Consider the following 14256-nt stretch of genomic DNA (forward strand, 5'->3'; position numbering starts at 1 on the left):
GCGGCATTGCGCCGAACGGCTGTCCCGGGTGTCAGGCCCTGAACCGACCAGTTGTTACGGTTGGTTGATAAGCCTATTGTTATTACTGGGCCGGCGTTGCCTGGGCCGGCACTACGGGGAACCGGCACAGGGCCGGACCGACAGCGGGGGTGATGGCGTGACCGGGACCATGGCGGACAGCGCTGGACCGGCGGACAGCGCGGAAGCGGCCGACGCCGCAGCGGCGGCGGCGTCCATACGGCTGGCGGTGGCCCGGATCGCCCGCCGGCTCAGGCAGGCGCACCGGGTCGGCGACCTGACGCTCTCCGAGGTGTCCGTGCTCTCCCGGCTGAGCCGGTACGGAGCGGATTCACCCGGATCGCTCGCCGAACTGGAGCGGGTGCGCCCGCAGGCGATGGCATCGACGCTGGGCGCGCTGGAGGAGCGCGGACTCGTGAGCCGCGAGCCGGACGCCAGCGACGGCCGCCGCGCGCTGATAGCGGTGACCGATGCCGGCCGCAAGGTACTGGTCGACCGCAGGTCGGAGTCCGTCCAGCGGCTCACCGAGGCCCTCGACGGGGAGTTCACGTCTGCTGAGCGGCAGCGGCTTCTCGCGGTCGTGCCGCTGCTCGACCGGCTCGCGGAGCGGCTGTAATGCCCGCGAGCCGGAGCGGCGGCCGGAGCCCGAGCCGGACCGGGGGCGCCGAGGCCGGGGAGCGCTACAAATGGATCGCGCTCTCCAACACCACGCTCGGCGTGCTGATCGCGACCATGGACGCCTCGATCGTGATCATCTCCCTGCCCGCCATCTTCCGCGGCATCGGGCTCGATCCGCTCGCCCCCGGGAACATCGGCTACCTGCTCTGGATGATCCTCGGCTATCTGCTGGTCTCCGCGGTGCTGGTGGTCGCACTCGGCAGGCTCGGCGACATGTTCGGCCGGGTCCGGATGTACAACATGGGCTTCGCGATCTTCGCGTGCGCCTCGCTCGCCCTCTCGCTCGATCCACTGAAGGGCGGGCCGGGCGCCTTGTGGCTGATCGGATTCCGTGTCGTGCAGGCGGTCGGCGGCTCGATGCTGACGGCGAACTCGGCGGCCATCCTCACCGACGCGTTCCCCGCCCGGCAGCGCGGCATGGCCCTGGGCGTCAACCAGATCACCGCCCTGGCCGGGCAGTTCCTCGGTCTGCTGGCAGGCGGTCTGCTGGCCACCATCGACTGGCGCGCGGTGTTCTGGGTCAGCGTGCCCATCGGGGTGTTCGGCACGATCTGGTCGTACCGCAGCCTGCGTGAGACCAGCGCCCGCACAGCGGGCCGTATCGACTGGGCGGGCAACCTCACCTTCACGGGCGGCGCTGGCCTGCTGCTCGCCGCCATCACGTACGGAATCCAGCCGTACGGCGGCCACCCCACCGGCTGGACCAACCCCATGGTGCTGGGCGGGCTCGGCGCCGGAGTGCTGCTGCTGGTGGCCTTCTGCCTCATCGAGACCCGCGTCGCCGAACCGATGTTCCGGCTCGGCCTGTTCCGGGTACGTGCCTTCGCCGCCGGGAACCTCGCGGCCCTGCTCACCGCCATCGCCCGAGGCGGGCTCCAGTTCATGCTGATCATCTGGCTGCAGGGCATCTGGCTTCCGCTGCGCGGATACGACTTCGAAAGCACCCCGCTCTGGGCGGGCATCTTCATGCTGCCGCTGACCATCGGATTCCTCATCGCGGGACCGGTCTCCGGCATCCTCTCCGACCGCTACGGCGCCCGGCTGTTCTCCACCACCGGACTCCTTCTGGTGGCCGGTGGATTCATCGGTCTGCTGCTCCTGCCGGTGAACTTCTCGTACCCCGCATTCGCCGCTCTGCTGCTGCTCAGCGGCCTCGGCCAGGGGATGTTCTCCGCCCCGAACACGTCGGCGATCATGGGCAGCGTGCCGCCGGAGCAGCGCGGGGTCGCGTCCGGGATGCGCTCCACCTTCCAGAACTCGGGCACCGCCCTGTCGATCGGTCTCTCGTTCTCCCTGATGATCTCCGGCCTGGCGGGGACGCTGCCGCACGCGCTGAGCAGCGGTCTGCAGGGGCAGGGCGTCCCCGCGGGAACGGCACAGCAGGTGGCCGGACTGCCGCCGGTGAGCACGCTGTTCGCCACCTTCCTCGGCAAGAACCCGATCAGCCAGCTCCTCGGACCCAGCGGGGTACTGGACAAGCTGCCCACGCACAACGTCATGACGCTGACCGGCAAGGAGTTCTTTCCCGGACTCGTCTCAGGCCCGTTCCACCACGGACTCGTCACCGTCTTCGGCGTCGCGACCGTGATGGCACTGGTCGCCGCGCTCGCCTCGCTGCTGCGCGGCCGGCACTACAAGGCGGGTCCGGACGGCCGGTCCGCGGGCGCCGGGGGCCCGGCCGGCTCCGGTGCGCCGATCCGGAGGTGCACCGGGTGCTGACCGAAAAGGTGTTCCCCCGCCAGGCGGATGTCGTCAGCACCGGGAAGTGGGGCGCGGACCTCGGCCGGTGAGCCGCGCGCCCGGCGGGGCGGCGGTCAGGCGGGCGGGAACCCGCCTCCTCAGCGGCCGTCGCGCCGGCGGGTGTCCGACGACGGCCATCCGCGCTGCTGCTCTGCGGGCGCGAGCTGGTCGACCACGTCGGCCAGCTCATCGCAGGCCCGCTCGATCCGGCGGCGGACGTTCTTGTGCTCGGTGACGACCGCGGCGAGCAGCAGTGCGGTCACCGCCACTGATCCGTTGAGCGCCGTGAGGCCGATCATCGCTTCGAACAGCGAGAGGCCGGTGAAGGACCCCGCGCGCCCGGTGGCCGCGACGACCGCCAGCACGGCCACCAGGAGCGCGCAGGGCGCGCTGCCGGCCAGCTCGAAGCGGAGCGCTGCCCAGATCAGCAGCGGAAACACCAGGAAGAGCAGGGCGTAGTGGCTCCCCGTCGCCAACGGGGCGACCACGGCGGCGATCACCGCCAGCGCCCCGCCCTCCACCCATCGGTCCGTACGCCGGGGCAGCCGGGCCCGGCGCAGGACCAGCAGCAGCGGGGTCACCATCAGCACCCCCATCGCATCCCCAGCCCACCACGCGAACCAGACCGGCCAGAAGCCGCTCTTGGGCAGTTTGTCCTCGAAAAGCAGCATGAGGCTGCCCGTCGTCGCGCTGATGAGCATGGAGCCGAGCGCCCCGAGGAAGATCAGGGCGGCGCCGTCCCGCAGCCTGGACATATCCATCCGGAAGTCCGCCCGGCGGAGCATCAGCAGGGCGCACACGGGGGCGAGCGTGTTGCCCGCGATGATGCCGATGTCGCCGAAGTCGACCGAGGAGCCGCCCGTCGACAGGACGGCGAGCAGAGCTCCGACCGCGATCCCCGGCCAAATGCGGAGACCCCAGTACAGCAGGCATCCCAGGGCGACTCCCGTCGGGGGCCACAGGGGTGTGACCACCGCGCCGTGGACGGTCACCTGACGCAGCAGTCCGATCCGGCCGGACACGTAGTACGCGACGGCGACGGTGAGGATGCGCAGGGCGGTCACCGTCGCGCCTCTGGCTGTCTCACTGCGGATCACGGCGCCCATCAGACACCGTTTCCCGGGCCCCGGCCGGGCAAGACACGCGTGCCCCAGCTGTCATGCGGTTCTGCCGGGCGCGCTGTCGTGGCACAGCACGAGCACGGCGGCGTCGTCCTCGTGACCCGTGAGCACCGCGGCCTTGATGATCTCGTCGGCCAGTACGTCGGCATCGGCGCCCGCATGGGCGACCGCCCGGTTCATGACGGCCTCCAGCCCCTTCTCGATGGGGAAGGACGGTCCTTCGATCACCCCGTCGGTGATCAGTACGAACGCGCCCACCTCCGTCAGCTTCCGCCGGGTCACCGGGTAGCGCTCGTTCGGCTGGACGCCCAGCGGCAGGCCTCCTTCGTCGTCGATGATGCCGGCCCGCCCGTCCGCCGAGGCCCAGACCGCCGGGACATGCCCGGCGCGGGCGCTTTCGATCTCCCAGGTGACGGGGTCGAAGCGCAGGAAGGTGCAGGTCGCGAAGAGCGTCGAGTTCACCGAGAGCAGCAGGTCGTTGGTCCGGCCGATGATCTCGCCCGGATCTGTCGCGGTCCCGGCGATGGCCCGCATTCCGATCCGGATCTGGCCCATGAAGGCGGCGGCCTCGACGTCGTGTCCCTGTACGTCGCCGATGGCGAACCCGAGCGACCCGTCCGGGAGCGGAAACCCGTCGTACCAGTCGCCTCCGATGTCCAGCCCGCTGCGGGCCGGGGTGTAGCGGGCCGTGGTACGGAGGCCGGGCAGGCCGGGGAGGCTGGCCGGGAGCATTTCGCGCTGCAGGGCCTCGGCCAGTTCCACCCGTGCCTGATGGATCTCCACCTCCCGCCGGGCCCGGGCGGTGAGCTGGTGGAGCGTGGTGAGGAGCTCGTCGGCGCTTGCGGAACGAGGAGGACGACGCCGGTTCATGAGCGGCTCCGCGGTGCGTTTGTTCCCGGACCGCGACCGGGGCCCGGGGTCGCGGGTCAGGCCGTGTACCGGCCCGTCGGGCCTCTCCTCTCCGACGATCACGGTCCGTGGGTCCGGTGACCGTTACCTGCATTTTATTTCCGGAGCCGGGATTGCGCAGCCCCCGGCGGAGGGCGAGCTTCCGAAGCAGCGGGTACCGCGCTCTCGGAGCGGGCCGCAGCGGAGCACAGCCGAAGACGGTGATCAGGGCCATGCCGGCAAATGAAGGTCTTCGGGGTGGTCCATCGTGCTGGTCGTTCGGGCACGTCGCGAAGCGCGACGCGGCGGAGCGTGAATTTCTTCTGTCCTGATCTTCAATCGCACTTTCGGGTGCCCGCAGGCGGGGGCGAGTGGGACATTGATCGTCATATCGAACGCAATGAAACGGCCGGATGTGTGCCAGGAGGGGCTCAACGGATGAGCCGACGGGGTCGCCGCGCGTTCGGCCGTGTAGCGTCTCACCCAGCTGTCGTGGTTCCGAAGTACCTCTCGCCCGTGCGTACATGCACGGGCGGGTCTGCTGTTCGGCGTCTCCGAGGACCAGGGCGATCACCTCCGGCTCCCGCGAAGTGCGGGAGCCGACTTCGAGTCCCCTTGGAGGGCAATCATGGCCAGTGGCACCGTTAAGTGGTTCAACGCGGAAAAGGGTTTCGGCTTCATTGAGCAGGATGGTGGGGGCCCGGACGTCTTCGCCCACTACTCCAACATCAACGCTCAGGGCTTCCGCGAGCTGCAGGAGGGCCAGAAGGTGAACTTCGACATCACGCAGGGCCAGAAGGGCCCGCAGGCGGAGAACATCGTCCCCGCCTGATCCGGCGGGTGTGCCCGCCTCCGGCCTGTGCCGGAGGCGGGCACTGTCGTTTCCGGATCTTCACGGTGTGTTCGCCCCTGACGCGGCCGTTCGCACCGCTGGCGTGCGCCGGTGCGGGATGGACCGCACGGGCGTGTTCCGCAGGCGCGCTCCCCTGTTTGTGTGGATGATCTTCTGGGCAGCGGATGAATGTCGGCTGCACCCGGAGCCGCCGTACGCAGGAGGAATCTGATGAGCAGCGCGGGAAGCCCCGCCATCGGCACCATCACCACCGAGGTGCCTGCGCGGCTCGACCGGCTGCCCTGGTCGCGCTGGCACTGGATGATCGTGATCGGACTAGGGACGGTCTGGATCCTCGACGGTCTCGAAGTCACGGTGGTGGGCAACATCGCCAGCCGGCTCTCGGAGAGCGGCAGCGGACTGCCCATCAGCGACGCCCAGGTCACCGGGCTCGGAGCTGCCCTCTATGTGGCGGGTGCCTGCTCGGGCGCGCTGGTCTTCGGCTGGCTCACCGACCGCTTCGGCCGCAAGAAGCTCTTCCTCATCACTCTCGCCGTCTATCTGGCGGCGACTGCGATGACCGCGCTCTCCTTCTCGGCGTGGTGGTTCTTCCTCTTCCGGTTCCTCACCGGCTTCGGTATCGGCGGTGAGTACGCGGCCATCAACTCGGCCATCGATGAACTGATTCCCAGCAAGTACCGCGGCCGGGTCGACCTGATCATCAACGGCAGCTACTGGCTCGGCGCGATGGGCGGCGCCCTCCTGTCGGTGCTGGCCCTCGACACTGGCATCTTCCCCGAGAACATCGGCTGGCGCCTCACGTTCGCGCTCGGCGTCGTCCTCGGCCTGGTGATCCTGCTGGTGCGCAGGCACGTACCCGAGAGCCCGCGCTGGATGTTCATCCACGGACAGTCCGACGGCGCGAACGCGATCGTCGACGGCGTCGAGAAGGAGATCGAGGCGGAGACGGGCGCGCCACTGCCGAAAGCGGGCCGGGCCATCACCATCGAGCAGCGCAAGAGCGTCAGTTTCGTCGAGATCGGCCGTACGCTCTTCCGCGCGTACCCCAAGCGCGCGACGCTCGGCTTCTCGCTCTTCATCGGCCAGGCGTTCCTGTACAACGCCATCACCTTCGGTTTCAGCTCGATCCTGGTGAAGTTCTTCGGTGTCTCCAGCGGTACGACGGGGTACTTCTTCGCGGTCATCGCGTTCGGGAACTTCCTCGGCCCGCTGCTGCTGGGCAGGCTCTTCGACACCGTCGGGCGCAGGAAGATGATCTCGGGGACGTACATCCTCTCGGGGCTGCTGCTCTCTGTGACCGCCTGGCTCTTCGACGAGGGGTGGCTCAACGCGGCGACGATGACGCTGTGCTGGTGCGTCGTGCTGTTCTTCGCGTCGGCCGGGGCCAGTTCGGCCTACCTGACGGTGAGCGAGATCTTCCCGATGGAGACCCGGGCCCTGGCGATCGCCCTGTTCTACGCGCTCGGTACGGCGGCGGGCGGTATTTCCGGGCCGCTCATCTTCTCCGGTCTCACATCGAGCGGTGTGGTCTCGGACGCCGTCATCGCGTTCTGTATCGGTGCCGCGCTGATGGTCGCCGCCGGAGTGGTGGCCGTGCTGTTCGCGGTGGACGCGGAGGGCAGGACTCTGGAGGACATCGCGCGCCCGCTCTCCCAACGGCCCGCGGCCACCGACGGACCGGCCGCGCCGCCGACGGCCGCCGCCGTATGAACGCGAGGAAGACACCGGACATGAGCGGCGACGAACCTCTGGAAAAGTACCGGGGCAAGCGGGATTTCGGTACGACGTCGGAGCCCCGCGGCGGGGCCGTGGGGGAGGGGGACGCACCCTGCTTCGTGGTGCAGATCCACGACGCGCGCCGGATGCACTTCGACTTCAGGCTCGAAGTGGACGGCGTGCTCAAGTCCTGGGCCGTGCCGAAGGGGCCGTCCGCCGAGCCCAAGGACAAGCGCCTGGCCGTACCCACCGAGGACCACCCGCTGGAGTACCGGGAGTTCGAGGGGGTCATTCCGCAGGGCGAGTACGGTGGCGGCACGGTCATCGTCTGGGACGAGGGCACCTACCGCCCGCTCAGCCATGACCGCCGCGGCCACAGCATCCCGTTCGGGGAGTCCATCGAGCGCGGGCACGCGACCTTCTGGCTGGACGGGACCCAACTGCACGGTGAGTACGCGCTGACGCGTTTCCACGGAGGCGGCGACAGCACCGACCCCGAGGCCTGGCTGCTCATCAAGGCGAGGGAGAAGACCGGCACGGCGCGGGGCAGGACCGGCGGGACCCGGACGTCGGCCCGGGAGAGCCACGGGGCGACGGATCCCCGCCGGGCGCGCTCGGTCCGTACCGGAAGAACGCTCCAGCAGGTCGCCGAGAGCGCGGCGGACGACGGCAGCGAACAGCCCTGAGCCGAAGCGCTGTACGGGGCCGGCTTCACCGCCTCCCGGGCCCCGCTGCCCATAAGTCGCCAGAGAAATACGGGACATGACACGGACGGCCCGTTCGGTGAACGCCGGATGACGGGGCCCGGGCCGGTTGGGCGCCGCAGCGCGTGTCGAACACTCTGCCGGGGCCGGTGACCGGCGAAGGTGGTGGGCAGGCAGACAGGCAAGACCGATCCGGGCCCGGCCGACCGGAGCGGTCCCATTCGTACGGCCGAGGAGCAGCGGATGAACACCGCAGATGTTCTGGCAGACGCGTTCGACCGGATCCAGGAGTCCGTGCACGACGCCGTCGACGGCCTCACGGCCGAGGACCTCGGCGTACAGCTGGACAGCGGGGCGAACTCGATCGCCTGGCTGGTCTGGCATCTGACCCGGGTCCAGGACGACCATGTGTCCGACGCGGCCGGCCTTGAGCAGGTGTGGCTGGCGCAGGACTGGGCCGGGCGGTTCGAGCTGCCCTTCGCCGAAACGGAGACCGGTTACGGCCAGAGCGCCGGACAGGTCGCGAAGGTGCGGGCCGACGCCGCCCTGCTGACCGGGTACTACGACGCGGTCCACGAGCAGACCATGGGCTTCGTCCGGGGACTCGACGACGCCGCGCTCGACCGGGTGGTGGACGAGGCGTGGTCGCCGCCGGTCACGCTCGGTGTCCGGCTGGTCAGCGTCATCGGCGACGACCTGCAGCACGTGGGCCAGGCCGCCTTCGTCAGGGGAGCCCTGGAACGCCGGTAGCGCGGCCGGGCCGGGTCCGTTCGGCCGGGCCTGTTCCGGGGGCCCGGCCGCACGGGCCGGGCCAGCGGCCCTGATGCGGGGGCAACCGCGAAAAGTTAAGCTTTGGGCACCTCAGCCCTCCTCCGGAGCGACCGTATGGCAGGACGAGATCTTCCCCTGATCGGGCCGGGCGAGCGACTGGCCCTCAACCGTATGGGCAGTTTCGACTGGGACCTGCGCAGCGGGACGTTGGAGTTCGACGAGCCCGGTCTCGCCGTGTTCGATCTGCGCCCCGACGAGTTCGACGGCCGCCCCGAGTCCCTGAGCAGCCGCATCCCGCCCGAGGAGGGCAACCGGCTCGACGCGGCGCGGACGCAGGCCATCCGGACCGGCCGTTCCTCTTACGGGGTGTACTTCCAGCTGCGGCGCCGCAACGGGGTCCGGCAGTGGACCCACATCCGCGGCCGGATCCTGCGGGACGAACAGGAATCCCCGTACCGCGTCATCGGAATCGTGCGCAACGCGACGACCGAACTGACCGAATTCGTCACCGTCAGCCCCGTCGAAGCGGGCCGCCGACGGGTGACCACCATGGTCCAGGGCACCACCGACGCGCTCTCCCGTGCTGTCACCGTCGACGATGTGACGGCGGTCCTGACCGGCGAGAACGGGCTCGAACGCTTCGGGGCCGACGGGCTCGTGCTCGGCCTGGTCGCGGGCGGGGCACTGGAACTCGTCGCGCTCTCCGGGGACACGATGCATCTCCTGGACGACGTGGGGCGCCACCGGCTCGACAGCTCGCTGCCACTGGCCGCCGCGGTCCTGTCCCAGCAGCCCCGGTTCGTCACCTCTCTGACCGGTCTCTCGGAGGAGTTCCCCCGGCTGCGCCCGTACACCGAGCGGATGGGGTTCGACGCGGCGGCCTTCCTGCCGCTGATCGCGCAGGCCCGCTCCATCGGCTGTCTGGCGCTCTTCTACCGGGGCCGCAGTCGCTTCTCGTCGGAGGACCGCAACCTCTGCGTAGGGCTTGCGGCCATCGTCGCCCAGTCTCTGCAGCGCGCCGTCCTCTTCGACCAGGAGAGGGAGTTCGCCACCGGTCTTCAGTCCGCCATGCTGCCCCGGCGCATCCCCGAGTTCCCGTCCGCCGAGATCGCCGTGCGGTACCACTCGGCGTGGAGCGGCAGGGAGGTCGGCGGCGACTGGTACGACGTCGTCGCACTGCCGCGCGGCAGGGTGGGCGTCGTGGTCGGTGACGTTCAGGGCCATGACACACACGCGTCGGCCATCATGGGCCAGCTCCGTATCGCACTGCGCGCGTACGCGGGGGAGGGGCACACTCCGGGCAGTGTGCTGGCGCGCGCGTCCCGTTTCCTCGCCGAGCTGGACACCGACCGCTTCGCCACCTGCACCTATGCCCAGGTCGATCTGGCCTCGGGTGCGGTCAGGGCGGTCCGCGCGGGGCACCTCGGGCCGCTGATCCGCCACACCGACGGGCGGGTCGGCTGGCCGAACGTGCGCGGTGGCCTCCCGCTCGGCCTCGGCACGGAGTTCGGGCAGGAGGAGTACCCCGAGACCCGGCTGGACCTGGTGCCCGGCGAGACCCTCCTGCTCTGCACCGACGGCCTGGTCGAGGAGCCCGGCACCGACATCGGTGTCGGGATGGACGCGCTCGCCGACGCGGTACGCCAGGGCCCCGACGAGGCGGAGGCGCTCGCCGACGACGTGGCCACCCGGCTCTGGGAGCGCTGGGGCACCAGCGACGATGTCGCCCTGCTGGTACTGCGCCGGGTGCCCGATCCGGGGACCCCCCAGGCACCCCGTGTCCACCAGTACATCCACCAGGCCGACCCGGAAGGGCTCGCCGAGGCCCGCGCCGTCCTGCGCGGCGCGCTGGAGGCCTGGGGGCTGGAAGAGCTCGTAGACGACGTGGAACTCGCCGCGGGGGAGCTCCTGGTGAACGTGCTGCTGCACACGGAGGGCGGCGCTGTCCTGACGCTGGAAGTGCTGCCCGAGCCGGTGCGGCGGATCCGGCTCTGGGTCCAGGACCGGTCGAGCGCCTGGCCGCGCCGCCGCATCCCCGGGGAGGCGGCGACCTCGGGGCGCGGCCTGATGCTGATCGACGCGGTGTCGGCCCGCTGGGGGGTCGAACCGCGCGGGGACGGCAAGGCCGTCTGGTGCGAGTTCGAGCCGTCCGGCACCCGGGCCTGAGCGACTTCCGCTCACCCTTGGTCTTCAACCTCGAACCAAAGCATGACACCGCGTACGACTTGTCCTGGTCCGTAGCACTTTTGTGCCGGACGGGCAGCCCCGCTGCCGCAGGCGCTTGACAACCGTTTCGTAACGGCTTCACTCTTCTGCTAGAACCTATAACCAACGGATGAAGCGATAGCGAAAGGCCGGTGGCGTGATGACGAACGCCGAGAACCCCAGCGCCCTCAGTAACGCCACGGTCACCGAGGTCGTCCTGCCGGGCGTCGTCGAGCCGGAGGGTCTGGAAGTGCGGACCCGGCCGACGCCCGCTCCCGGGCCCGGTGAGGTGCTGCTGGAGATGGAGGCCACCGGCGTCTCGTTTGCCGAGCAGCAGATGCGCCGCGGCAAGTACTACGACCAGCCGGCGTACCCCTTCGTGCCCGGTTACGACGTGGTGGGCACGGTCGTGGGGACGGGGCCGGGCGTGGACTCCCGGCTGACGGGCCGCCGGTTCGCCGCGCTGCTCAAGACCGGGGGCTGGGCGGACCGTCTGCTGGTCAGCGCCGCCGATCTGGTCCCGGTGCCCGACGGCGTCGACCCGGTCGAGGCCGAGACCCTCGTCGTCAACGGGATCACCGCGTGGCAGATGCTGCACCGCGCCGCCCGGGTCCGCGCCGGGCAGACCGTGCTGGTGCACGGTGCGAACGGCGGGGTGGGCTCCACGCTCGTACAGCTGGCCCTGCTGGCCGGGGCCCGGGTCATCGGTACGGCTTCGCCCCGCCACCACGAGGCCCTGCGCGCCCGGGGCGTCGTCCCCGTCGACTACCGGGCGCCCGGTCTGGCGGACCGGCTGCGGGCCGCCGCCCCGCACGGGGTGGACGCCGTCTTCGACCATGTCGGCGGTGACGGTGTCGTCGACTCGTTCCGGCTGCTGGCGCCCGGCGGCACTCTTGTGTCGTACGGCACCGCGGCCACCCGCGACACGCCGGGATCCTCCCGGCTGCCGGTGCTCCTGCTGATCGGGCGGCTGACCCTGTGGAATCTGCTGCCCAACCGACGCAGCGCCGCCTTCTACAACATCTGGGCTGGGAAGCGGCGCGCCGCGGAGTTCCGGGCGCGCACGCGGTCCGATCTGACCCAGGTGCTGAGTCTGCTCGCCGACGGCTCGCTCACCGCCGCCGTCGCGGCCCGCCTCCCGCTGGACCGCGCGGCCGAAGCGCTGCGGCTGGCCGAGTCGGGAACGGTCGCGGGAAAGGTCGTCCTGACCCCGGTGCCGTAGCCGGGTGGCGGTGGTCCTGGGAGGTCCGGCGGCCGGAGTCCGGGATTCCAGGGAACCCCGGACCCCCACGGCTCCACCGCGCTACGGGACGTAGTTGAAGGTGTCCGGGTCGGGGCCGGTGCGCTCACCGCGGTCCAGGCCGGTGATGGCGGCCATGTCGGCCTCGCTGAGCTCGAAGTCGAAGAGTGCGAAGTTCTCCTTGACGCGCGAAGGCGTGACGGACTTCGGGAACACGATGTCGTTCCGCTGAATGTGCCAGCGCAGCGTGACCTGCGCCGGGGTGCGGCCGATCCGGCGGGCGATCCCGGTGATCGTCGGGTCGTCCAGGACCTTGCCCTTGGCGATCGGCGCCCACGCCTCGGTGGCGATCCGGTGCCCGGCGCCGAACGCGCGTACCTCGTCCTGCGTCAGATAGGGGTGGACCTCGATCTGGTTCACGGCCGGCGCGATCTCGGTCTCCTGGAGGAGCCGCCGCAGATGGTGCGGCTGGAAGTTGGAGACCCCGATCGCCTTCGCGCGGCCCGAGCGGTAGATCTCCTCCAGGGCCGTCCACGCCTCGACGAAATCTCCGACGCCGGGCAGCGGCCAGTGGATCAGGAACAGGTCCAGATAGTCGAACCGGAGCTCGTCGAGCGTCCGGTCGAAGGCCTTGAGCGCGTCGTCGTGGGCGTGGAAGCCGTTGTTCAGCTTGCTGGTGACGAAGATGTCCTCGCGGGCCAGACCGGAGTCGCGTACCGCCTGGCCGACCTCCTTCTCGTTGCCGTACATCTGGGCGGTGTCGATGTGCCGGTAACCGGTCTCCAGGGCGGCCAGCGTCGCCGCGACAGTGTCGGCCGGCTCGATCTGGAACACACCGAAGCCCAGCTGGGGGATCTGGACGCCGTTGTTCAGGCTGATGGTGGGAACCGCGTTCACAATCATTCCTTGCCTCGTCCGGATGTTGCCTCGGTCGGGGGACGGCCCGCGCCGCACCCTGGAACCAGGGTGCAACGGTGCGTGCCCCCTGTCGCATCGGCTGCCCGGCACAGCTGCCCCCATGCGGGGGCCGGGGCGAAGACGGGACGGTCATCACCATTCCAAAAGAATGGAACACGTTCTACTGTGCCCCTCGATCCGACGCCGCACCGAGGAGGGGCCGTGCACCTCGAATACACCCCCGAACAGCAGCAGTTGCGTACCGAGCTGCGCGCGTACTTCGCCGACCTGGTACCGGACAACGCCTACGCGCGGTACGCGGACCCGGCGGCCCAGAAGCGCTTCTACCGGGAGACCGTCCGCCGTCTGGGCGGTGACGGCTGGCTGGGTGTCGGCTGGCCGAAGGAGTACGGCGGACGCGGCCTCTCCCCGATGGAGCAGTTCATCTTCTTCGACGAGGCGGCGCAGACCGGTGTGCCGCTGCCGCTGATGGCGCTCAACACGGTCGGCCCGACGCTCATGCAGTTCGGCACCCCCGAGCAGAAGTCGTACTTTCTGCCGAAGATCCTCAAAGGCGAGATCGACTTCGCGATCGGCTACAGCGAGCCCGACGCGGGGACCGACCTCGCCGCACTCAAGACCCGCGCCGTGCGCGAGGGCGACGAGACCACCGGCCACTACACGGTGAACGGCCAGAAGATCTGGACGACCAACGGGGACACCGCCGACTGGGTGTGGCTCGCCGTCCGCACCGATCCGGCGGCCCCCGCCCACAAGGGCATCACCATGCTGCTGGTGCCGACGGACGACCCCGGCTACTCCTGCACCCTCATCAACACCCTGGCCTCGCACGACACCGCAGCCAGCTACTACGAGAACATCAGGGTCCCCGCCTCCCGCCGGGTCGGTGACGAGAACAAGGGCTGGCGGCTGATCACCAACCAGCTCAATCACGAGCGGGTCACCCTCGCAGCCCACGGAACCATGGCTATCCGGGCCCTGCACAACGTCCAGCGGTGGGCAGCGGAGATGGAGACCGACGGCGGGCGCCGGGTCATCGACCTCGGCTGGGTACGCGGCCGGCTGGCCCGCACCCACACCCGGCTCGACGCGATGAAACTGCTGAACTGGCAGATGGTCAACGCCGTACAGAACGGCACGCTCACCCCGCAGGACGCGTCCGCGGTCAAGGTGTACGGATCGGAGGCCCGCAGGGACGCCTACGCCTGGCTGATGGAGGTCATCGGCGCTGCGGGGCCGCTCAAGGAGGGCTCGGCGGGCGCGGTGCTCCACGGCGAACTGGAGCGCGGCTACCGCTCGGCCGTCATCTTCACCTTCGGCGGCGGCAACAACGAGATCCAGCGGGAGATCATCTCCTGGATCGGACTGGGGATGCCGCGCGTGCGGCGATAGCGCGATTGAGAC

Annotated in this window: 12 protein-coding genes; 9 read left to right on the top strand and 3 right to left on the bottom strand. The window is 70.2% G+C overall.

Annotated features, from left to right (window positions below; all coding sequences use genetic code 11):
- Positions 1 to 157 precede the first annotated feature (157 nt).
- Together OG452_RS32855 and OG452_RS32860 are read left to right on the top strand one after the other, a co-directional pair.
- Positions 158 to 634: a MarR family winged helix-turn-helix transcriptional regulator gene (locus tag OG452_RS32855; protein ID WP_327299185.1), complete on the top strand. Its 477-nt coding sequence runs from the start codon at positions 158 to 160 to the stop codon at positions 632 to 634.
- Entirely contained in the window at positions 634 to 2415 is a 1782-nt protein-coding gene (locus OG452_RS32860; protein ID WP_327299186.1) for an MFS transporter, read from the top strand. The genes OG452_RS32855 and OG452_RS32860 overlap by 1 nt, the downstream gene beginning before the upstream one ends.
- A 119-nt stretch (positions 2416 to 2534) precedes the next feature.
- Here the strand turns inward: OG452_RS32860 and OG452_RS32865 are convergent, their stop codons facing one another.
- Entirely contained in the window at positions 2535 to 3533 is a 999-nt protein-coding gene (locus OG452_RS32865) for an MASE1 domain-containing protein (RefSeq protein ID WP_327299187.1), read from the bottom strand.
- 60 nt (positions 3534 to 3593) lie between these two features.
- Entirely contained in the window at positions 3594 to 4427 is an 834-nt protein-coding gene (locus tag OG452_RS32870) for a PP2C family protein-serine/threonine phosphatase (protein ID WP_327299188.1), read from the bottom strand.
- A 646-nt stretch (positions 4428 to 5073) separates the two neighbouring features.
- Between OG452_RS32870 and OG452_RS32875 the strand changes: the two genes are divergently transcribed.
- The 6 genes from OG452_RS32875 to OG452_RS32900 all read left to right on the top strand — a co-directional run bounded on the left by OG452_RS32875 (position 5074) and on the right by OG452_RS32900 (position 11916).
- Positions 5074 to 5277 (top strand): cold-shock protein, encoded by a 204-nt coding sequence (locus tag OG452_RS32875; protein WP_164262258.1) that lies wholly within the window; start codon positions 5074 to 5076, stop codon positions 5275 to 5277.
- A gap of 231 nt (positions 5278 to 5508) precedes the next feature.
- Positions 5509 to 7008, top strand: a complete 1500-nt coding sequence (locus OG452_RS32880; protein WP_327299189.1) for an MFS transporter — start codon at positions 5509 to 5511, stop codon at positions 7006 to 7008.
- Positions 7009 to 7028: 20 nt separating this feature from the next.
- Entirely contained in the window at positions 7029 to 7700 is a 672-nt protein-coding gene (locus OG452_RS32885; RefSeq protein WP_327299190.1) for a DNA polymerase ligase N-terminal domain-containing protein, read from the top strand.
- A 261-nt stretch (positions 7701 to 7961) separates the two neighbouring features.
- On the top strand, positions 7962 to 8468 hold the full coding sequence (locus OG452_RS32890; RefSeq protein ID WP_327299191.1) for a mycothiol transferase: 507 nt from the start codon (positions 7962 to 7964) through the stop codon (positions 8466 to 8468).
- Between the two features lie 135 nt (positions 8469 to 8603).
- Positions 8604 to 10655 carry a SpoIIE family protein phosphatase gene (locus OG452_RS32895; protein ID WP_327299192.1) on the top strand — a complete coding sequence of 684 codons (2052 nt, stop codon included), beginning with the start codon at positions 8604 to 8606 and terminating at the stop codon, positions 10653 to 10655.
- A 199-nt stretch (positions 10656 to 10854) separates the two neighbouring features.
- Positions 10855 to 11916, top strand: coding sequence for a medium chain dehydrogenase/reductase family protein (locus tag OG452_RS32900; RefSeq protein WP_327299193.1), 1062 nt, complete (start codon positions 10855 to 10857; stop codon positions 11914 to 11916).
- 81 nt (positions 11917 to 11997) lie between these two features.
- Here the strand turns inward: OG452_RS32900 and OG452_RS32905 are convergent, their stop codons facing one another.
- On the bottom strand, positions 11998 to 12831 hold the full coding sequence (locus tag OG452_RS32905) for an aldo/keto reductase (RefSeq protein WP_327299194.1): 834 nt from the start codon (positions 12829 to 12831) through the stop codon (positions 11998 to 12000).
- A gap of 222 nt (positions 12832 to 13053) precedes the next feature.
- On the opposite strand from OG452_RS32905, the gene OG452_RS32910 reads away from it, so the two are divergent.
- Positions 13054 to 14244, top strand: coding sequence for an acyl-CoA dehydrogenase family protein (locus OG452_RS32910; protein WP_327299195.1), 1191 nt, complete (start codon positions 13054 to 13056; stop codon positions 14242 to 14244).
- The last annotated feature ends 12 nt before the right edge of the window (positions 14245 to 14256 follow it).

This window comes from Streptomyces sp. NBC_01197 (assembly GCF_036010505.1).
In the GTDB taxonomy this organism is placed as follows: Bacteria; Actinomycetota; Actinomycetes; order Streptomycetales; family Streptomycetaceae; genus Streptomyces.

What these genes read in the sequence shown, in the direction of transcription:
- OG452_RS32870 (WP_327299188.1), bottom strand. Translation starts at nt 4,427, where the DNA reads ATGAACCGGCGTCGTCCTCCTCGTTCCGCAAGCGCCGACGAGCTCCTC.
- OG452_RS32900 (WP_327299193.1), top strand. Translation starts at nt 10,855, where the DNA reads ATGACGAACGCCGAGAACCCCAGCGCCCTCAGTAACGCCACGGTCACC.
- OG452_RS32885 (WP_327299190.1), top strand. Translation starts at nt 7,029, where the DNA reads ATGAGCGGCGACGAACCTCTGGAAAAGTACCGGGGCAAGCGGGATTTC.
- OG452_RS32890 (WP_327299191.1), top strand. Translation starts at nt 7,962, where the DNA reads ATGAACACCGCAGATGTTCTGGCAGACGCGTTCGACCGGATCCAGGAG.
- OG452_RS32860 (WP_327299186.1), top strand. Translation starts at nt 634, where the DNA reads ATGCCCGCGAGCCGGAGCGGCGGCCGGAGCCCGAGCCGGACCGGGGGC.
- OG452_RS32875 (WP_164262258.1), top strand. Translation starts at nt 5,074, where the DNA reads ATGGCCAGTGGCACCGTTAAGTGGTTCAACGCGGAAAAGGGTTTCGGC.
- OG452_RS32880 (WP_327299189.1), top strand. Translation starts at nt 5,509, where the DNA reads ATGAGCAGCGCGGGAAGCCCCGCCATCGGCACCATCACCACCGAGGTG.
- OG452_RS32895 (WP_327299192.1), top strand. Translation starts at nt 8,604, where the DNA reads ATGGCAGGACGAGATCTTCCCCTGATCGGGCCGGGCGAGCGACTGGCC.